The 20,625-nt window shown below is 58.9% G+C and carries 9 protein-coding genes, 1 tRNA gene, 2 rRNA genes and 1 other annotated feature; of the genes, 1 reads left to right on the top strand and 11 read right to left on the bottom strand.

The genetic code is table 11. The annotated features are described in order from the left end of the window. Window positions 1-124: 124 nt before the first annotated feature. The 6 genes from H4I99_RS21480 to H4I99_RS21505 form a co-directional block, all read right to left on the bottom strand. Window positions 125-4,756: a hypothetical protein gene (locus H4I99_RS21480; protein WP_163901766.1), complete on the bottom strand. Its 4,632-nt coding sequence runs from the start codon at window positions 4,754-4,756 to the stop codon at window positions 125-127. Further along, on the bottom strand, window positions 4,753-5,358 hold the full coding sequence (locus H4I99_RS21485) for a DUF4238 domain-containing protein (RefSeq protein ID WP_163901768.1): 606 nt from the start codon (window positions 5,356-5,358) through the stop codon (window positions 4,753-4,755). Before H4I99_RS21485 ends, H4I99_RS21480 begins: the two co-directional genes overlap by 4 nt. A gap of 218 nt (window positions 5,359-5,576) precedes the next feature. After that, complete coding sequence (locus H4I99_RS21490; protein ID WP_163901770.1) at window positions 5,577-6,605, bottom strand: hypothetical protein; 1,029 nt, start codon at window positions 6,603-6,605, stop codon at window positions 5,577-5,579. A 389-nt stretch (window positions 6,606-6,994) separates the two neighbouring features. Then, window positions 6,995-8,413 (bottom strand): ABC transporter ATP-binding protein, encoded by a 1,419-nt coding sequence (locus H4I99_RS21495; RefSeq protein ID WP_163901772.1) that lies wholly within the window; start codon window positions 8,411-8,413, stop codon window positions 6,995-6,997. A gap of 188 nt (window positions 8,414-8,601) precedes the next feature. Continuing rightward, the gene (locus H4I99_RS21500; RefSeq protein WP_163901774.1) at window positions 8,602-10,347 is read right to left on the bottom strand and encodes a hypothetical protein; all 1,746 of its coding nucleotides are present in this window, start codon (window positions 10,345-10,347) and stop codon (window positions 8,602-8,604) included. Window positions 10,348-10,503: 156 nt separating this feature from the next. Then, window positions 10,504-12,981, bottom strand: a complete 2,478-nt coding sequence (locus H4I99_RS21505) for an NACHT domain-containing protein (protein WP_163901776.1) — start codon at window positions 12,979-12,981, stop codon at window positions 10,504-10,506. Window positions 12,982-13,125: 144 nt separating this feature from the next. On the opposite strand from H4I99_RS21505, the gene H4I99_RS21510 reads away from it, so the two are divergent. Next, window positions 13,126-14,940, top strand: a complete 1,815-nt coding sequence (locus tag H4I99_RS21510; RefSeq protein WP_186663387.1) for a hypothetical protein — start codon at window positions 13,126-13,128, stop codon at window positions 14,938-14,940. 183 nt (window positions 14,941-15,123) lie between these two features. On the opposite strand, the gene H4I99_RS21515 is transcribed toward H4I99_RS21510, so the two are convergent. The 5 genes from H4I99_RS21515 to H4I99_RS21535 form a co-directional block, all read right to left on the bottom strand. Continuing rightward, window positions 15,124-16,355, bottom strand: a protein-coding gene (locus H4I99_RS21515; RefSeq protein WP_163901778.1) for an IS3 family transposase whose coding sequence is annotated in 2 segments (ribosomal slippage) — window positions 15,124-16,064 and window positions 16,064-16,355 — 1,233 coding nt in all. Because the reading frame shifts where the segments join, the coding sequence is not laid out codon by codon here. Next, window positions 15,955-16,071 (bottom strand) — a sequence feature (AL1L pseudoknot). Its footprint overlaps the gene before it by 117 nt. A 349-nt stretch (window positions 16,356-16,704) precedes the next feature. Continuing rightward, window positions 16,705-17,256 carry a hypothetical protein gene (locus H4I99_RS21520; RefSeq protein ID WP_163901780.1) on the bottom strand — a complete coding sequence of 184 codons (552 nt, stop codon included), beginning with the start codon at window positions 17,254-17,256 and terminating at the stop codon, window positions 16,705-16,707. 7 nt (window positions 17,257-17,263) lie between these two features. Continuing rightward, window positions 17,264-17,340, bottom strand: a tRNA-Met gene (locus H4I99_RS21525). Window positions 17,341-17,537: 197 nt separating this feature from the next. After that, window positions 17,538-17,652, bottom strand: a 5S ribosomal RNA gene (gene rrf, locus H4I99_RS21530). A gap of 123 nt (window positions 17,653-17,775) precedes the next feature. Then, a 23S ribosomal RNA gene (locus tag H4I99_RS21535) occupies window positions 17,776-20,574 on the bottom strand. Window positions 20,575-20,625 lie beyond the last annotated feature (51 nt).

The following is a 20,625-nucleotide window of genomic DNA, read 5'->3' on the forward strand; positions in this document are numbered from 1 at the left end:
GGTCGACATTGTCGGGCTGGTTGAGCGCGGAGACGCATCGCCCCGAGAGCGCCGGAGAGCCTCTGGCCAAGCAGGTCCGAGTGCAGTTCAAATGCATGTCGCTCCCCCGGAAATGCACGGTGATCTAGTTCCAGGGGCTGATGCCGCGAACAATTTTCCGGCCAAGGAAGTTCTCCGAGAGTGGCTTTTCGCGCTTCTCGATGGCGCGCTCGAGGACCTGGAGATTGAAAATCGCATGCGCGCGTTTGAGGCGCTGCAGCCGGTCTCTGGTTCGCCAGGCAGGCAACTCGGTCCTTAGCCGTTGCAGGGCACGTCGATCGGCGCACTGCATGAAGAGGATCCAGGCGGCGTTTGCGGATGCCTCGTCGGGGGCATGGAGGTAGGCGTTAAGCCAATGCCGAGTTGAGGCTTCACCAAGGCGCCATTTGGCCGACTGGTTGCGCCGATGCTCGGCCGCAGTCAGTTCGCCTTCTGGCCAGGCGTCGTCGATTGGCAGGTTATAGTAGGAACCGAAGCCAGACATGGTCTCCGCACGCATTCGGCGCCAGGTCGCCGTCGAGGCGGCATCTCGCGCGATCACGTCCTCGAGCCACTGGGTCCGCCCATTGATGGTCGCCGCCAGAGCGAGATCGAACAGGTCCTTGTCCGTATTAGCGCTGGGCAACTCCAGCAACTCGTCAAGGATTTGCTCGGACTGGGGCGTCTGCCGAACCCGGAACGGGATATGAACGAGTTCGGGGACGTGCGAGCGGCCAAGCACTCTCAACGCTCCTGTCGCCTGCAGCGCTCGCCACAAAATTGATCCCAGGTCCGGACGCTCTTCGAGGGCCGCTTCGCAGAGCGCGATGTAGAAGCCTTCCGCTCGCAGCACGCGTCGCTTGAAGTCGGCGGTGACGTCGGACGCGCCCGCGGTCCAGCCATCGATGAGGTCCGGCGCCTCGCGGAACAGCGTCCGCAAATCCAAGCTCTGAAAGCTGGCGAGGAAGAGATCGGCTCCGGTTTCATGGGCTTGCCGGATGCGCGCCAAGGCGGTTTCCACAGCGCGACGTCTGGCTGTCTGTCGCCCTTCGGTATCCATCATTGCCTGGAATCTCTGGGCCGGGTCGCCGTTGTCCTCGGGCGGTGGCGGGAGCATGGAGAAGGCGAACGGTTGTCCCTCTCGTCGTTCGAGATAGATGACGATCTGCGACCCGATCTCCGGCAGGTCGAGAGTGGTCGGTCGCAGAATGTTGTCGAGCAGTTGGGCGGCGAGCACGGTTTCGGACGGGCTCTGGCCACGCTTGCGGGCAACATGCAGCAGCAGCCACGGCGCAAGGCGCATGGCGAGTTGATCGAAGGGGATCGCGTCCGCCGCCTCGGCGAGCGCCAGCGAGCCATAGTGATTGCAGAGCTGTTCGCCACCGGGTTGCCAAGACCAGTCTCTGGCGATCAATTCTCTGCCGAGCCGCTTGGGGTCGAATTGCGTCAGTGTGTGAAAGACGATCGATCGCCGCTGTTCGGCGTTGTCCCCGAAGGCGAACGGCAGCAGCCAATTCCAGGCGCTGTCGCTCAGGGGAGCTTGCGTGATCAACAGCAGGGCCATGAGGTTGTCGATTGCCGCCGCATCGGCCGACCCGAACCGTGCGATCAGCTTATCCACGTCGTCGGCGGTCAGTTCGCCAACAATCTCTTCGAAGTCGAGGTCGTTCCCCAGGCCTGCTGCGACAATCTGCTGGACCTGGTCGAGCGGGGGAAGATCGAGGACTTCGACCATCACGAGGTTGGAAGCGGCGTAACACTCTTCCGAAGCGTCTGGCTGCCGACTTGATTGGCGCAGTTGCTGAGCCGGCGAGGCGCTCGAAGCATCCCACAAGATTGTGTGCTCGCAGATGCGTGCCGCCACCCAATATCGCGAACTCGGCGATCGGGATCCGAGCCCTGCGAGCTTGGCACGAACGATCGCGGCGAGGGCCTCGGGCGCGCCTCGTGCCAGAAGCGGTGCATTTTGATCGAAGGCGAGATCGACCTCCGTCGGGGAGATGTCGGCGTCGAGGTCGTTGGCGGGGAAGTTCGCGACGCTTTTGACAAGCTCGTCGATCACCGATGGCGGCGGCGTGAACGTCGGGTCAAGCCAGAGGTGCCGGCTGCGGTTGAGCCGGGAGAAGAGTGTGAGGCTCGTGTTCTCGAGCACGGAAGTGGCATGGCGCCTCTCGAGAGCAAAGAAGCTCGCGCCCGGATCGACTAGGTAGTCACTGTCGTAGTCCCAGACCCGGTAGAGCGCGGGATGGAGGGCAGCGGCCGCCTCGGCGTCTTCGTCGGTGGAATTTAGCCAGAGCAGCAGGGCCGCCACCCGCAGGGCCACGTCGGGATGGACGCCGGGCTCTGGAGTGATAGCCGCAATGGCATTCGCTCTTGCTCGGATCGCCGCGGTGGTTTGGGGGCGGTCAAGCTCGTTGAGGAGGATCAGCCATTTGAGGCTTTCCCAGATATCGTCGCGATGCCGGATGGCGAAGGCGATCGCTGCGGCTTCGAAAACCGGGAGGACATGTTCGAGTGGGAAGCCCTCGATCAGCGACGGGATCGTTTCGGGCGCCATTGTCGACGCCTGATCGACGAGTTCGATCGGCGTGCTGAGCACTGTGAGAGGACCGGCTCGATCGACGCCGATTCGTTCGGACAGACGCGCTATCCGCGACTTTTCCGTCTCGGAATTCGCGTTCCGCGTATCGATGTCGCGGGATACCACGCGAAGCCATTCCGCCGCCTTCGCAACGATGAGGTCACGCAGGCCGGCGTCGTCGCGAGGCAGGGAACGCAGCGCATTGACTGCCCAGAGTCGGGCCGATCGGTGCACATAGGCAGAGATCTCGATCGCGCCGAGGAGAGGTTCCGCCAACGGTCGCGCCAGGCCGATGAGGTCGGCGAGGTGGGTATCGGGAATGTTCTGGCTCTGCAGCCAGGCGAGCAGGATGGCTTTGGCGTACTCGGGGAGGTCGCCACCGCGCGCGACCATGATGGAGACCGATGCGCGAAGGATCTCGGCTCGTTCGTCCAGTCCGGAAATAGCATCGAGCCAATTGTTCAGGGCCCCCTCATAATCTGCTCCGGCTGCGAGACCGTCGAGGTGAACAAGGAGCGCCAGCCCCAGGGCGTGGGCCACGACGGCAGGGGTCGCTTCGTACCCTCGCGAGGTTGTGTTGAGGAAACTGCCGTCGATCAGATCGCTCATCCGAGCGAACACATCGGACTCGCTGAGGTCGGGGCGCGCCGCGCTGTCGGCAAGCGACTGGGTGGTGAATGCGCTGGTGTTGTCGAGGACGTTTTGCGCGAGCTTTTGCAGCCACTCGCGCCACTCCCGTTCAGTGAAGGAACGGCCGCCCTGGGGACCGAGCGTGTCTTTGCCATACTCCCACAGCAGGCGATGGGGTGTGATTGACCCGGCCTCGACCAGCCGGTCCCGAAACTTGACGACGAGAGCGAAGAGGCGGGGCCTGCGGGCGAGCGCAACGAGTTCGGGATGGAGGTCTTGCCGCTGCAGATGCTCGAAAGCGAGCATCGCGTCGAGTTCGGTGTCGTCATAGACGCCAACCTCGATCGGGGTTGGCAGGACGGCGAGCCCTCGTAGCGAGCGAAGCTTTTCCTCGAAGTGATAGTTGCGGGTGGTGACGATTAATCGGAGGCGGCCGGCGAAGGCATCGTCCTGGAGAATGCGGATGAGGTCGATCCAAGGAACGCCAGAGACCTGATTGAGGCCATCCAGCATTAGGGTCAGCAGCGGCCCCTCTGCCGCCGGTCGCTGGAACAGCCTTTCGAGGCGCGTCACCCAGTGGTCGATGCTGCGCACGTTTGTGAGCGCATGGACCTGCTCGGCGAGAAGGCGCCGGACGGCTGCGGCATTGCCAATCCTGGCACCGGCCACAACCGACGCGGGAATCACAAGGATGGCAGGCTGGTGGTCGCGATGGCCCACGAGCCAATCGAGGCTCGCCCAGGTCTTTCCGACCCCGTCGAGGCCGAGGACTGCGGCAGGTGCGTCGCCCGCGGCAGCGCCACTCCACCAGGCATCGAGGGCCTGGTTGACGCTCCGGCGCGGCACACGGTTAGGGCGGCTGCCGCAAGCTGCATCCTGACCGAGCTTGGCAATCGCCGCCCGCGGGCTGGACCAGATCCTCTCGAGTTCTGCGTGGGAGACTTTTCGCAAGGTCTCGAAACCGAGTTGCCACGCCTCACATTCGCGGCGAAGACGTTGCAACTGGCCGCTGGCGGGCGCGACGAAGTCCCGGGCGATGTCGCCCGCTTCCTTGGACACCAAGGTGTCGAGGATGGCAGGGTCGACAGTGCAAAGCGCGGTCAGGGACCAGACGTCATCGTCGACCTTGCAATCGATGACGACGATGGGAACGCCGTGCGTTTCGCCGTGGAGAAGGAGGTCCGTCTCCAATTGCTCGGAGACGCGCTTTGTAGCGGCGAGGAACCAGCCCTCAAGCGCTCCATCCCTTTGCAGCGCGTGATCCACCTCGCCGAGGAGTTCGCGGTGACTGAGTGATGTGCTGTCGGCATAGCGCTTGGTTTCGATGCGGAAGCGCCGGCCTTCGCGGCCGCTGGGGCCGGCGTCGCCACCGAACTGGAAGCCGTGCTTGGCCATCGCGATGCCGACATCGAGCATTCGGCTTACAAGCGACGCGACCAGGCGCTCGAAATCGCCCTCCTTGATCTCGTCCTGGAGGATCTGTTTGAGCCGCTGCTGCTTGGCGATAAGCGCTGAATCGAGGGTCACGTTGAATATCCGGATTGTAGGTGATCCCTGTTCTGCCCGCGAGCGAGCTTGGCAAGGTTCTCGAGAAGGTCGCCGAGCGACCCGCCCTCACCGTCAAAGGGCACAAGGTTGGGAGCCGAGAGAAACTCCTCGACGGCGGCCTGGGTCAGGACGATGTAAATTCGCCGGACAAGGTCGTCATCCGCCTTGATCCCGTAGAGCACGATCCGTTTCTGCGTCTCCGTTCCGGGAAGCGTGACGAAGCATGTTCTGGGCGTGAGCGGTGCGATCAGCCTCATCCCGCCTGATCCTCCGGTTCGGGCGCTGAAGGTGTAGGCGACGAAGCCGGCGGTCACATAGAAATGCTCGACCTCGATCGCACGGTTGCGCACCCCATCGAGCGCGGCATTGTAGTTCGGTTCGATGCGATTGAGGAATTCTTCGATCGCCCGAGGCTCATGAAGGTAGAGGTTCGTGCTTCCGTCCGGCCTTCGGCAAACATTTTCCGTCAAGCCGTGGAAGGTCTTGAGGTCGTCCTTCCTGACCGCGACCAGGCGGCCCTTGTCATCGGTCAAGTAGAGGTTTCGCAGATGCTCCTGGAGAATGAAATGATCGAGCTGCATCGCATCACCATAGCTATGCCCGTCGCGGCAGCAAGATAAAAAGCGGCATCCCGCTCAAAGGGGCGGGTCGGGCTGTCGTGAACCGAGTCCGGCGGTTTCGGCCAGCCGGCTTTCAACTGTGTTGTCATTGCGGGCCAGCCGCGCTATTGCTATCTCCACAGTTTGAGGTCGGCGACGATCCCCGAGTGAAAGATTAGGGCCCGTGGGGAGTCCGTCGATCAATCGGGTAGGTTGATCCACACGATGAACTCGTGAAGCTGATACTCAACCTGCTCAGCGTCTTCAACAGGAATGGCGTCGAGCGCCTCCATGAGGAAAGCATCGAGCTGCGTGCCGCCGATATTCTGACACCAGACGTTCGGCAGGCCTCCATTAACATGATCGAGCCGAAAAAAGCCCGGCCTGTGCGCGTGACCCTGCTCCTGCGCGCCGGCATGGAGCACTGCGAGATGATTCATCATGATCACCCCGTCGACAGAATCGAACGGAACACGCACACTATTCAACTGATAAAAGGAGTGCTCGGTCAGTAGACCTGATTGCGGGTATTTTAACGCCGAAATGGGTTCATATACATAGGCGTCCCAGAAAACGACGAGCACACCAATCGTCTCCTTTGCGGAGAAGCCTGAGAACTTGTCATCGGCGCTTTCGAGAAAATCCTTCAGGACGTTGTCACGCGGCCAGGTGACGGGCTCGTTCGGGTTCTGGTTCGCGCGAAGGGTATCTCCCAGTGTAGAACGGGCGGGGATCTGTCGCGGATTCGCTCCCCGTGCTGTCTGATGATCGACGAGGGAGGGGCATTTGACCTCGAACAGATAGACACGCTCTTCAAGTTCAACTGCGAGTTCTGGCCGACGACCGGTGGTGGGATTGGCTGGCTCATGCTGGAATTGTGCGCCTGCGGGCCAAGGTGCTTCGAGCAACACCCTAAGCACCAAGATCTCGGCGAACTTCTGCAGCAGTTGCTGGAAGCCCGCTCTCCATGCCACCGGGTTCTGCACCGCAGGGGTGTACCCCGTACCGATCAGCTCATCGACAAGGCGTTCGCCTAAACCAGGTAATCGATACTCGCAGGACGCCAAAGCGCAGATGAGGGCTTGGCCAAACTCCGTTACGCGACCTTTGTTAAGGTGGTAGGTCAGCCAATGGGTTCGGCCGCCGACGCCGGCACGATAGCGGTCGGCGAGAATTTTCGAAATATCTGAAATATCTTGATCGGCTACGCTTTTCAGATCCTGGTTCAAACCTAGCCTCCAGTGTTTGCAAGAACTAAGAAACGAGGCGAAGACTTTAGTCCTAAATCCTCTCCGCACAATGGAGTGAAGCCTCACCTTGTTGCCGGTCACAATCAACCCAAATTGCAGTTCACATTCACTCAGTACGCTGCGGCTTGGAGATTACCTCAAGCGGCCGTTCATCCGGCGCGTCATCGAGCAAAGCTTGCCTCGTCAGCTCGCGACCTCATCCGAGCCGTTCGATGGCCCACCGTGAAGTTTTAGCTGCCGTTTAAACGGTGGCCGCATGAGACCGGATCGGTATAAGCCGGCAAAGCTTGTCGGGCGCGCAGAAACGCCGCATTGTGTGGACTCAGGAACGCAATAAGCGTCGGCGATCGGCGGTGGCAGAAGCGTGTCTACTGTCGTTGCGATAGTGACTTGTAGTAAACCCTGGCCGCGCCCGGCGTGGGCGCGAAGGTGAAGCAATCGCAATAGTCATCGATCGCCTGCATCACGCCGAGCAGGGATGGGCCGGAGAATGCCGCTGCCTGGCCGGTGCCCCAATGGCTTAGGAAATTTCCAACGATCGTCACCATGTTGGTGTTCAGACCGGCTTGCTGGGCTGCGTCGAGTTCGAGGCTGTTGGCGGCCTTGTGCAGTTTGACGGCCGCCTCAATGGCCTTGAGAAATTCGCTCGACAATTGCTTGTCGTCATTGAAGGCGATGTCCACCGGCACCGGAATCCGGAGCTTGCTGATGAGATCGCTCAAGCGATATTCCAAATACTGCCGCACGCCTTCCTTTGCGGAGTCGACCTGACCGGCTTGAAGCATCGAAATGGTGCGGTCGCGCACCTTGTTGACCGCTCCGGCCTGCGGCAGGACGACAACCTGCGGCGATCCCTCGAGGCGCTGGTGCCACCACGTTCCCGAACCGCTGTGCTTGTTGAACAGCTTTTCGAGCATCGTGTCGTGGCTCAACAGGATCACCTGCGGTCCTGTCGCGTTTCCGGGCCTCGCGAAGGTGGTCCTGATGAGTTCAACGAGAAAGTGCTGGTGCCCGGCGTCGAAGCTGGACGTCACATCATCAAGAACCAAAAATTTCGGCAGTCCGCCGTAGAGAGACGCGGCCGCCAGATAGAGCGAGATCGCGAAGGCGTTGCGGAAGCTCTCGGAGAGAAGCGCCTGGGGTGAGACGTTCGTTAGCCCGTAGAATTGGGTATCCAAGGCCTCGAACTCGGAGAGCTTGGAGGCAAGGTGGTCCCGCAGGCTGTGAGTTCCCGTTCCATCGCAAAGCGGGCATAGATGCGGATCCTCCCACTGTTCGGTTTCCACGACCTTCGAGCCTGCCTGATAAAGCTGGAGCATCAGATCGCCGGCGGTCCTTGCCAGCGCGTCCTCCCGCTCGGCGGCAAGCGTGGTCAGTTGCGCGGCCCGCCCGGCAGTTGGAGCCTCATGATTGACTTTAGCGAGATCGCCACGCTCTCGGATGCAGGCGCCAAGGCGCTCGCGTTTCGGCCCGCCCTCGGCATCCTTGATCGCCTCGATGCAGGCGTCGATGTCGATGGCTGCGAATGCCTTTCCTTCACAGACAGGTTTCAGCGGCGCGATCTGGGCCAGCGCGTCCTGGCATCTCGCTTTCGCCGCCGTTGCATTCAACTCCCCAATGTCCGCGCCAACTAGAATCTCGTAGTCCTTGGCAATCGCTGCTGACAGCTCACCGGCGGTCCGCTCTTCGCGCGTCTTGTTTTGTGCATGGGCGGCAATGCTGAAGTGATTGTTGAACGCGCGCGTGTTCTCCGCGATGGAGGCGCATAACGGAAATGATTTCCGCATGGGGGCCGGAAGCGGCTTGGCGGCTTTTGGGTATCAGGTTAAGCAAATTCGATGCTCAGAACGGAGAACTCGTAGTCACGACTGTCTGCGTATCCGGCAATCAGGCGGGTGAAATGTTAGGACTCCTTGAACCTCATTCACGGTACGTCGGTTTGACCCGTTTGCGCGTTAGTGACACCTGTTTCTTTTCATAGCGTTACAGAACCCGCGGTCTTGTCCTTCTCTGCGGACTTTCGCGCCTTGGTGGCTGCCTTGACTGTCTTAGTGTCGAGGCCACGTAAAGTGAGGTCAATTCCAATCACCGCTAGGTCCTCCACATTGGGGTATTGGCTCGAAATTACGGACCAGTATTGGCGCAGTGCTGCTAGCAGCGCCTCGAAGCTCTCGGCCTTGCCGCCGCCAGATAGATCCCAGCTTTTCTTCGTACCGATATAAACGAGGAGAAAAATGCCGCGGCTGGAGCGGACATCACGCAAATAGTCACCCGCGAGTTGCACCTCCATACGCTCGAACAGGTGCGGACCCGTCCAGTTGTCCGCGACCTTCAGCTCAATGGGTACCGGGCCATCGAATGTCGCACCTCGAAATCGCAAGTCGGGTCGCTTGGCGTCAGCCAATTCTTCTTCGGGCGGGATGCTATAACGTCCGCCAGCCTTGCCGCGCAGCCAACCTCCAATAAATTTGCGGAATTCCGTCTCCTGATCCGTGCCCTGTAAGATCGAAGCAATACTCTCGTCGCCATGTTCAAGCTCGTGCTTCAGATCTTCGAGCCGCTCGACTCCGAAATACCAGAGCTCGCGGTGGTTGGCAGGTGTTGCGACCCTTGCTTCATTGAATTCCTTGACCTGGCTCGGCCTCCAGGGAGCGAAGTCGGCATCCAGGGTCGCTTTGGTCTTGGCGTGGAAGCCCATCCATGGCCGTGAATTCGCTGCGGGGTGCGCACGCTCCATTTCCATCAGGGCGAGATAGGCTTCCTTGCCCGGAGTCTCGCGGATGAAGGCGAAAAGTGCATTGCGCGCGTCCTGTGCGTCGTCGCGGAGACCTGGCGAATAGACGCCCTTGCCAGCACGCTCGATGTCATCTTCCTCACGAATGTACCTCGCCATGAGCAGGTACAGCGTCTTCATGTGCTCGACAGTGCGATAGGCAAGCCGTGCGCGGCCCTCCTGCCGCCGCCCCCCCAACAACGATACGACAAAGCGCAGAGCAAGATTGGTTTGCTCTGCGGGATCGTTCAATGCCGCTAGTCGAGCAGCGAGCGCCGGGACAGCCGCGTCCGGGTCAACGCCGACCCAAGTGGCAAACCAGATCGGGCTGAAAATCGGATCGAATTTCGTGCTCGCCTTTCTAGCCGCGATCTGGGCCAGCTCAACATCAGATACCGAGGAACCCTGAACGATAGACAGAAGATAGCCGAGGTTGCGCGGATTGACCCGTTTGCCCTTAAGCGCTGGGAGCAAGGCTGTGGCGATCTGATCGCGCGCCCATTCGCCATGCCATGCCATGTCGTAAAGGACGTAGTGGCTTTCGCCATCGCTGGTCTCGCTCGCCAGTTCGTGGCGGATTTCCTTCAGAAGGATGGCGCCGACCTCACCGGGAAACGCTCCGTAGAGGTCTGGCAACCAAGCCGGAAATCCGTTCAGCTCGGCAAGCGCGTATTGCGCCGCCTTTTCGGCATCGGTGGGGCTCAAGCGCTGGACCCAATGCTCCTCCTCACGCGCTTCGATCGCCAGGCCGGTCAAACCGAAGATCAACGCGGAAGGAGTCTGATTGGACGGTGCGCCCTGCGACTGGGTCAGAGGCTGATAGTCGCGCCAGAACCGCACCGCGGCGTCGCGGAACGCGCTGGCCACTGGCTCGCCATAAGTCTTAATCAGCGAGCGCCAATTGCCCTCGGTCCAGTGGTTGCCGTTCTCGTTGGCCGCCGATCGCATCCGCTCATGCAAGTAATGTTGATCTTGGGTGTAGATGCCTGCCTTGCCCGGATCGCGAATCTGATCGACCCGCTCGGCTAGTAGCGCCCTACCGCGCTCCAGCAGCGCCTCTTGGGCCGCCGCTGTTCGCGCGTCGCGCCGCTTCCACTGGGCCTCCTATTTGCGATATTTCGCCAGCTCGCCCGCAGGAGGATGGAGCAGCGTCTCCAGCTTCGAGCGCAAGGCGTCCTCTTTGGCGGCGAGACGTTTCAACCGTTCGCGCCACTTCCGCGGACGCCCGCCGACGACGAATAGACGGAACGCTAAGGTCAGCGCGACGAGGCGATCATCAGGCAGCGTCCGATTGGCAACGTCGTATGCGATGATATCGAAGCTGGTCTGGTCGAAGCCCCAGTAGCTGCCGAAAATTGATACATGCCAATAGTCGACGAGACGCTCGTCTTTCTCTCGCTCGCGCCACGCGCGCTCCTGTGCGACAGATTGCCAGAACACGGCATAGTTGAGGTCCGGCCACCCCTTTACCAAGATCGGCAACTCTTTGCGGATCTCCTCGAAATCGTGGCGGCCATAGCCGCTCGCGATCGGGAGTAGCCACAACGCCGTCAGAGTCGGCGACAACAGCGCTGCAGGGTCGCGCGCCTCAATTTGCCGCATCGCCACGCGGGCAGCCGTCGAGGCTAACCACCCATACTTCTGCGAGATCTCACAGTGCCGACGCTCGACAATTGGCTCGCGCCGGAGCAGGACCACCAGCCCCTCCATGAGCGGCCCGAGCAGTGCGAGCGGGAGCTCATTAACGTAGTGTGAGAGAGGATCTTTGAGTGGATCGACCTGATGGGGGTCCTGGAGTGCCGAGCATTCAAGTGCCTCTATGAGCCATGTGATCGCCTCCAGTGTGTGAGGCAGTTCGGCTAGCAGTTCCCCGAGCCACTCGCGGGAAAGTGATGGTCCCTCTGCAACGAAACTATCGCGCACTTCTGCGGCGTCAGCCGGGGTGCCGACGGTTAAGACCGCCCGGATCGCTGCGATACGGGTATATTTGGCGCGCGAGGTGAGCGCGAAATGCTTCGCCCTGTCGGCGAGCGCCTCGATACCGCCCTGAAAGACCATCCGCAGCAAAAACCAGGTGATGTCGTCATCACCGAAATATTGGTCGAGCAGTGTACGTATATCGTCAGCAAGATCCGAATTAGCGAAGCGCTGTACCGCCTCGTAGTCCATGACACTGCGACCATGCGCGGGCTGCGCAAGCTGCTCACAGGTTTGACGTAGGATACGGCGCCTCGTCTCAAGGGGCAGTTTACTGGGATCGCCGCCCTCGAATAGGATCTCAGGCGCCAGGTCCACGACCTTGTCGAGGGTTCGGCGATCGAGCACGGCGAGCCAAGGCAGTATCGGCCGCATCGTCGGTACGATCACCTCGATGCCATATTGCTTGCGGAAGAACAGGCCCTCGATCTTCGCGCGCGACCCTTCGTCAACAAGCAACGAATGCAGCCATTCGGCGGTCAAGTATTCCCGGACAGAACGGTGATGAAAACGCACTGTGCCGTAGATTCCGGGATCGAAAATCGGCCGGCTGAGCAAGGCGGTGCAATCCTGATCGTTCCAATCCGTCAGCACTTCTTTGATCGGCAGGCCCTTCGCTTTCTGATTCCCGTCGGGGATCCGGATCGCGGATTCCTGACACAGGGTCGCAGCCGCTGCGACCAGACGGGCACCTTCGCGAATCCGGTCTGTGGAGATGGGACGCGCATCGGCACGATCCTGATCGCGCTCCTGCAATCGCTTAGCGATACTGCTCGTCATCAGATCGAAGCGTGAGCCGATCCGCAGGTGATCGTTCCAGAATTCGACCGTCTCGGCGAGATCGAGCGGCCGCGTGGTGAACGACCACGCCTCGGCACGATCAACCGCCTTTTTGAAGGCCTTCAGATCTGTCACACCCTTCGCTTGGGCGAATGTATCGACCTGGCTTCCGTGCAAATCCTCCAAGGTCACGATCCGGAACGGCCCCTTTTTGTCGACCTCTTTGATAGTCCGCTTTGGCGCAATAGCAATTTCACTTTGGGATTCGGCCTCGTCTCCCCTAGCCGCGGCCGACGCATCCCAACGCAAATTGTTTCTGCACAGCAGGAGATCCGTTGTCGGGCGCCACGCCTCTGTGCGGCCCGTAATAACGATGTGCGCGTGCTGGAGAATGCGTTCGATCTTCTTACCGATTTTGCGGATGGCACGCTCGAAATCCTTGGGGTCACGTAGGCGTGCCTCGTCGACGGAGTCGAGGAACAACCAACCAGGTTCGCCCGATGCGATCCATGCTTCGAGTTCCTCAATGCTCCCTTCTTCGAAGCTGGTCTCGAAATCCTCGACGACGTGCTCGATGCGCAGAAAAAACGCCGGCTTGCCTCTCCGTCGTTGGCGCCGGCAGACGTGCCGTATTTCCTCGGTCTTGCCCGATCCTGCCTCCGCCAGGAGGATGACCCGAGGTTCGGTCAACAGGTCTACCCAGCGGGTCGGTGTCTCCAGCCCCCAGAGACGCACCATCTTCGCCTCGTCGCCCTCATCATCGGAGATCGAGAGGTCGCGAAAGGTGCGATCGAGGTCAATGAAATTGTCGAGTTCTCTGGACATGGCTGATTAGTGTCTTTGCTGCAATCAAACGCCGAATAACACGCTTGTGTCGGTATATTAACTACATCGTGGGTTGAGAGAGATAGACATTTAGCTCGATATGATGCGAATTAATCCGCGACGATGTTCATGATGGGAGGGGGCATGATTGACAACCTGTCAATTGCAAAGTCGGCGGTGTTTTTCACTATCCGCAAGAATCTAACCGACAAGGCTATTGAGGATCTCTTTACGGCTCTTCGCAAGTCACACGGCACAACCGCGAACAATGTATTCAGACACATCCGCGAGAGTCAGGGTAATGCGCGGTGGTCGGCGATTTGCTTCGAGTACGAAACACCGCCTGCATTTCTCGGTCCGGCCTCAGGGGTAAAAGAGAAACTTTTCGGTTACTTAATGCTCGTTGAATCTCAAGGACACGCGGCGCTGTTTTCCTCGCGCCTCGGTCTGCCGACTGCATTTAAGTCTCGGCACTTTGCGTCAGTCTCGGTGAACCGGATGGAAGGCGCAATAGCGCGCGAGAACGCCATCTTCCAGAAAATGCGAATGCGCAATATGTCAGTGTCGCCTCATGTGATGCGGAACAAGACTTTGGAAGCCCCCAATCTGGCGAATGTGGTGGGTCCGGCCGGCAGCCGAAGGTACGCTCCGCAGACATACACGGTGTCGGTCGATGGCATCCATAGCACGACGACACCGAGCACAGGTCGTATTGGTGTTCGATCGGATAAGGTGGGTCACGGTGAGCTGATCGAGTTCGCAGAGACGATGATCGACGCCCTCCGGATTGATCCTGCCGATGTCTCCCCATTCATCAGGACATTTGCGCGCCCCATGTCGCTTGCGGATGCCCTTGCCGCCTCACAGCCCACAACAATTGCGGTGGACACTGCGCGACTTGCGGCTGCGGTTTTCGGTAACGAAGCCACCATCCGGCTGGTTCATGTCGGAGACAAAGTCACGGAACTCTCCACCGATGACGTCAACGAGCTCCTCGGTCAGCTCGACCAAGCACTCACCATCGAAGGGAACGGGAAGTTGCGCGCTGCGAAACTTCCAGACTGCGACGACGAGCTCGCCACGATAAGTTTAAACAAGAGCCGCATTGCATTAAGGTCGCTGACCCTCGGAATGGCCGCCGCTGTAGAAGTGGAAACGCTCGATCTGGCGCTGGGAGAGGATCCGGAGCGGCGACCGCTATATTCATATATCGATGAAGAGGACTGCTTCATAGTCTTGTTTGATGACGTTCGACTTTCCTACATCGACGGCCAAGTGTTTCGAGATGAAACTATGCTGGATGGAGGGGCGTCGTTTCTTCCGTACCTACATCCGGATGCATCTCTTCAGGCCGTTACCGACGAGAAGGGTGCATTCTTGGCCGGGCAGGTGGCATTCGACGGGACTTCCACCTTCGGAGCCATCGTTGAGCACGTTGGCGCGGAGGATGCCATCCTGATCTGCGACGATCTTGGTGATGAGTGGGCTGACTTCATTGGCATCAAGGAAGAGGCCGGCTTCGTCCAAGTGTGTTTCTACCACGCGAAGCATGATGCATTGACACTTAGTGCCGGATCGTTTCACGTTGCAGTGAGTCAGGCGATTAAGAACCTTGGCAACATGACGTTTCCGCCTGAGCGGATGGAGGCCAAGGTCCAGAGTTGGAACGCCACATACAACGCAAAAGGCCAGCCGACACAGATCGGAAGGATCATTCGGAACAACGCGGGCGACCTTGGTGCAGCGATCGTGCGTGCAAGAATTGCGCCCGATGTGCGGCGGCGGGCGGTAATTGTAACGTCGTCACTTAGCAAGCAGGCTGTTGAGGATGCATTTGCTGGCATCCAGGCTGGGCATCGGCCAACCCACACATTTGTGCAACTGTATTGGCTCCTGCAGTCTTTCTTTTCTGCATGCACAGAGGTGGGTGCGTCCGGATCAATTGTGTGTCAGCCGTAGGCGAACCGCCCGCTCTCTGGAACCTGCCGATGCTGGTTGAATGGCCGCAATGAAGTCGCTAAACACCCCTTCCAACGGCACTAGGCGGAGCGCTGTGTTGCCATACTCTCACGCGCGCTCCTTGGTTGCATGGGAACTGGAGAGTGAACCGCCCCGGCTTTACCGGAGACCGTTTGATTTAAGTTATGCGGCCAATGCTGGTTCGTCCAGCATGGCGTAATATCGTTCCTCGGCCTCGGCGGGCGGAATGTTTCCGATGGGCTCCAGAATGCGGCGGTTGTTGAACCAATCGACCCATTCCAGCGTGGCGAACTCCACGGCTTCGAAGTTTCGCCAAGGCCCCCGCCGATGGATGACCTCAGCCTTGTAGAGACCGTTGATCGTTTCGGCGAGGGCGTTGTCGTAACTGTCGCCGACGCTTCCGACAGACGGCTCGATGCCTGCCTCCGCCAGTCGTTCAGAATAGCGAATGGACACATATTGCGAGCCACGGTTGGAATGATGAACCAGACCGCTGCGATGAACGGGCCGCCGATCATAAAGCGCTTGGTCGAGGGCATCGAGCACAAAGCCCGCATGGGCGGTCCGGCTCGCCCGCCAACCGACGATGCGGCGGGCAAAGGCATCGATCACGAAGGCCACGTAGACGAAGCCCTGCCAGGTCGCGACATACGTGAAATCGGAAAGCCACAGCATGTTTGGTTCTGGAGCAAAGAACTGTCGGTTCACCCGGTCGAGTGGGCATGGAGCGGCCTTGTCCGATACGGTGGTTCTGACGGGCTTGCCGCGAATGATGCCCTGCAGGCCCATTGACCTCATGAGCCGAGCGACAGTGCAGCGGGCGATGTCGTAACCCTCTCGCTGCAATTGTCGCCAGACCTTACGCACGCCATAGACTTGGAAGTTTTCGTTGAATACCCGACGTATCTCGATCTTCATGGCCATGTCACGCCGGGCACGGGTCGAAAGGCGGTCCACGTCCGTGCGCTTGGCGATAACCTCGTAATAGGTGGACGGGGCAATCGGCAGCAGTCTGCAGATCGGCTCGACCCCGAGCACCGAGCGGTGTGCATCGATGAAGGAAATCATCGCTTCAGTGGGCGGTCGAGCTCCGCCTGGGCAAAATATGCAGAGGCTTTGCGCAAAATCTCGTTAGCCTGACGAAGCTCGCGGTTCTCCCGTTCCAGAGCCTTCATCTTCTCGGCGACGTCACTCGGCAGGCCAGCACGCTTGCCGCTATCCACCTCGGCCTTCTTCACCCACTCATTGAGCGTATGCGCCGAGCAGCCGATCTTGGCCGCTATGGAAGATACTGCCGCCCACCGCGAAGGATGTTCGGCTTCATGATCCGTCACCATTCGAACGGCGCGGGCACGGACCTCAGGGGAGAACTTGTTCGTCGTCTTGCTTGTCATAGACCCTACTTCTCACGAGTTGGGGTCTCCGGCAAAGCCGGGGCGGTTCATGTTGCAATGCGCCGAGTGCGGCGGCCCCTACGCGATCTCCGGCAAGGATCGCTATAGCTGTACCAACCGCAAGAAGCGCCTGCCGATCGATGAACTCGGTGGCGCCTGCTGCGGTAACAGCAAGACAATCACCCGCCACGAACTTGAAGAACGCGTGCTCAACTGCTTACCCGTCGCCTTCTACTCGCTTGATATCTTCGACCGTATTTCTGAGAAGATGGTCGCGCACGAGACGAACAAGCTGAAGAGCGCCCCTTCCCGAAGAGACGAATTGGGGGAAGAGCTTGCGACCATCAAGTCAAAGCAGGCGAGCCTCATGCAGCAGATCCAGGACCGGCATGCCGAAGGCCGGCCGCGCCTCGCCATCCTCGACGACCAGCTCGATGAGCTGGAAGTCACGCGCGAGAAGCTGGTCAAGGAGCTCGCCGGCACAGCCGAAGAGCCGGTCGAGGATTTTCAGGCGAAGATTGCGAAGCTGAAGGCGCAGTTCAATCCAGCCAACACGGAGCTTGCCATCCGCGAGCTGATCTTCCTCGCCCGCAACAATGCCGACGAGCAAGCCAAGCGCCGACTGATGCCGATCGTCCGTGATCTCATCCAGACGGTCGTGATCGGCAAGACTCCCGGCCACCAGCCGGCGGCCCTGCAGGTCCATGGCGATATCGCCAACATCATGGCGTCTATGGATGTGATGGACATCCTGCAGCAGCAGTTTGTGGCGGCTGCGCAGAACGACTTCATGGCCCGCATTGCGTCCGGCGAGATCGACACGGAGCAGAAACGCAAAAAGCTCCTCGAGGCTTACGCCGAGGAGCTTTTGCGGAAGTCTCCCGAGTGGGAGAATTTGCAAGTGTCGGTGGTTGCGGGGGCAGGATTTGAACCTGCGGCCTTCAGGTTATGAGCCTGACGAGCTACCGGGCTGCTCCACCCCGCGTCACCAAGATAACGGGCCGTTTTTGGCCTGTTTTATCGGCATTCCCTTAGGCTTGCCGGAATTGCCAGACCATTTGGTTTGGCGGTTGATTTCGTCGATGTGACGCTCAAACGAAAGAGGCCGCGATTAGTGCGGCCTCGATATGGGCTCGAGGCCCTTTGTGTTTGGAGAAGATTTTGTTTTGTTGCGTTTTGCAGACCTGGCAGCGACCTACTCTCCCGCGTCTTGAGACGAAGTACCATTGGCGCAGGGGCGTTTCACGGCCGTGTTCGGAATGGGAACGGGTGCAGCCGCCCCGCAATAACCACCAGGTCAGCGAAGCGCAACAATTTGAGAAGCTGGCGAGGCGTGAAGCCTCTTTTGTTTTATGAACACGTCTTTGTTTTCAGCATCATCAAGGCCGCTGCGGGCCCTTGATGAGCATGGTCAATGAGAACGATCAAGCCAATCGAGCTATTAGTACCGGTAAGCTTCACACATTGCTGCGCTTCCACACCCGGCCTATCAACGTGGTCGTCTTCCACGGCTCTGATAGGGAACACTCGTTTTCAGGTGGGTTTCCCGCTTAGATGCCTTCAGCGGTTATCCCTTCCATATATAGCTACCCTGCTATGCCGTTGGCACGACAACAGGTCCACCAGAGATATGTCCATCCCGGTCCTCTCGTACTAGGGACAGATCCTGTCAATATTCCTACACCCACGGCAGATAGGGACCGAACTGTCTCACGACGTTCTGAACCCAGCTCACGTACCGCTTTAATTGGCGAACAGCCAAACCCTTGGGACCTGCTCCAGCCCCAGGATGCGATGAGCCGACATCGAGGTGCCAAACAACCCCGTCGATATGGACTCTTGGGGGTCATCAGCCTGTTATCCCCGGCGTACCTTTTATCCGTTGAGCGATGGCCCTTCCACGCGGGACCACCGGATCACTATGACCGACTTTCGTCTCTGCTCGACTTGTCAGTCTCGCAGTCAGGCGGGCTTATGCCATTGCACTCGACGACCGATTTCCGACCGGTCTGAGCCCACCATCGCGCGCCTCCGTTACTCTTTCGGAGGCGACCGCCCCAGTCAAACTACCCACCATACACTGTCCCGGATCCGGATAACGGACCGCGGTTAGACATCCATGACGATAAGGGTGGTATTTCAAGGATGGCTCCACTCAAACTGGCGTCCAAGCTTCAAAGCCTACCACCTATCCTACACATGCCGACACGAATGCCAGTGTAAAGCTATAGTAAAGGTGCACGGGGTCTTTCCGTCTAACCGCAGGAACCCCGCATCTTCACGGGGAATTCAATTTCACTGAGTCTATGCTGGAGACAGCGGGGAAGTCGTTACGCCATTCGTGCAGGTCGGAACTTACCCGACAAGGAATTTCGCTACCTTAGGACCGTTATAGTTACGGCCGCCGTTTACTGGGGCTTCGATTCAAAGCTTGCACCTCTCCTCTTAACCTTCCAGCACCGGGCAGGCGTCAGACCCTATACGTCGTCTTGCGACTTCGCAGAGCCCTGTGTTTTTGATAAACAGTCGCTACCCCCTGGTCTGTGCCACCCCACAACACTTGCGTGCCATGGGGTCACGCTTCTTCCGAAGTTACGCGTGCAATTTGCCGAGTTCCTTCAGCATAGTTCTCTCAAGCGCCTTGGTATACTCTACCTGACCACCTGTGTCGGTTTCGGGTACGGTCTGTACGGTGGAGCTATTTCCTGGAACCGCTCCGCTGCACTGATAATCCAATAAACCAGTACAACTTGTGCAATCCGTCACTACCACCAGGCCCACGAATATTAACGTGGTTCCCATCGACTACGCGTGTCCGCCTCGTCTTAGGGGCCGGCTAACCCTGCTCAGATTAACTTTAAGCAGGAACCCTTGGTCTTTCGGCGAGGGAGTCTCTCACTCCCTTTATCGTTACTCATGTCAACATTCGCACTTCCGATATCTCCAGGGGTCCTCACGGATCCCCCTTCACAGACTTACGGAACGCTCCGCTACCACGTGGATAAATCCACATCCTCAGCTTCGGTGCATGGCTTTAGCCCCGTTACATTTTCGGCGCAAAGACCCTTATTTAGACCAGTGAGCTGTTACGCTTTCTTTAAATGATGGCTGCTTCTAAGCCAACATCCTGGTTGTTTTGGGATCCTCACATCCTTTCCCACTTAGCCATGACTTGGGGACCTTAGCTGGAGGTCAGGGTTGTTGCCCTTTTCACGACGGACGTTAGCACCCGCCGTGTGTCTGCCGACTAGTACTCCTCGGTATTCGGAGTTTGGTTAGGATCAGTAAGACGGTGAGTCCCCATAGCCCATCCAGTGCTCTACCCCCGAGGGTATTCGGTCGACGCTCTACCTAAATAGATTTCGCGGAGAACCAGCTATCTCCGAGTTTGATTGGCCTTTCACCCCTAGCCACAAGTCATCCCAATCTATTGCAACAGATGCGGGTTCGGTCCTCCAGTTGGTGTTACCCAACCTTCAACCTGCTCATGGCTAGATCACTCGGTTTCGGGTCTAATGCAACGAACTGAACGCCCTGTTCAGACTCGCTTTCGCTACGCCTACACCTACCGGCTTAAGCTTGCTCGTTACACTAAGTCGTTGACCCATTATACAAAAGGTACGCTGTCAGCCTTACGGCCTCCAACTGCTTGTAGGCATCCGGTTTCAGGTTCTATTTCACTCCCCTTGTCGGGGTGCTTTTCACCTTTCCCTCACGGTACTTGTTCGCTATCGGTCATGCACGAGTACTTAGGCTTGGAGAGTGGTCTCCCCATGTTCAGACAGGATTTCACGTGTCCCGCCTTACTCAAGGACAATGCATGTTCTACGTCTACGGGGCTGTCACCCGCTATGGCCCAACTTTCCAGATGGTTCGACTTTATTCTGCATTGCCACTGGCCTGGTCCGCGTTCGCTCGCCACTACTTGCGGAGTCTCGGTTGATGTCCTTTCCTGCAGGTACTTAGATGTTTCAGTTCCCTGCGTTCGCTTCTTACACCCTATTTTATTCAGGTGCAGATACCTTATAACAATGCTTGGAAACCCAAGCCGTCATCGCTGACAGTTTGGATTTTCCAAGCATCTAAGGTGGGTTTCCCCATTCGGAGATCCATGGATCAAAGCTCATTCGCAGCTCCCCACGGCTTATCGCAGCGTATCACGTCCTTCTTCGCCTGTGCATGCCAAGGCATCCACCAAATGCCCTTACGACACTTAATCGTTCTCATTGCCAATGCTCATCACCTATTGGGTTTGGAATTCCCATCCTCC

Origin of the sequence: Paenirhizobium daejeonense (assembly GCF_014280875.1) — a bacterium.
GTDB lineage: Bacteria > Pseudomonadota > Alphaproteobacteria > Rhizobiales > Rhizobiaceae > Allorhizobium > Allorhizobium daejeonense.

Excerpts from the sequence above, each read along its gene's own strand:
- H4I99_RS21505 (WP_163901776.1), bottom strand. The coding sequence starts at position 12,981 with ATGTCCAGAGAACTCGACAATTTCATTGACCTCGATCGCACCTTTCGC.
- H4I99_RS21485 (WP_163901768.1), bottom strand. The coding sequence starts at position 5,358 with ATGCAGCTCGATCATTTCATTCTCCAGGAGCATCTGCGAAACCTCTAC.
- H4I99_RS21500 (WP_163901774.1), bottom strand. The coding sequence starts at position 10,347 with ATGCGATCGGCGGCCAACGAGAACGGCAACCACTGGACCGAGGGCAAT.
- H4I99_RS21510 (WP_186663387.1), top strand. The coding sequence starts at position 13,126 with ATGATTGACAACCTGTCAATTGCAAAGTCGGCGGTGTTTTTCACTATC.
- H4I99_RS21495 (WP_163901772.1), bottom strand. The coding sequence starts at position 8,413 with ATGCGGAAATCATTTCCGTTATGCGCCTCCATCGCGGAGAACACGCGC.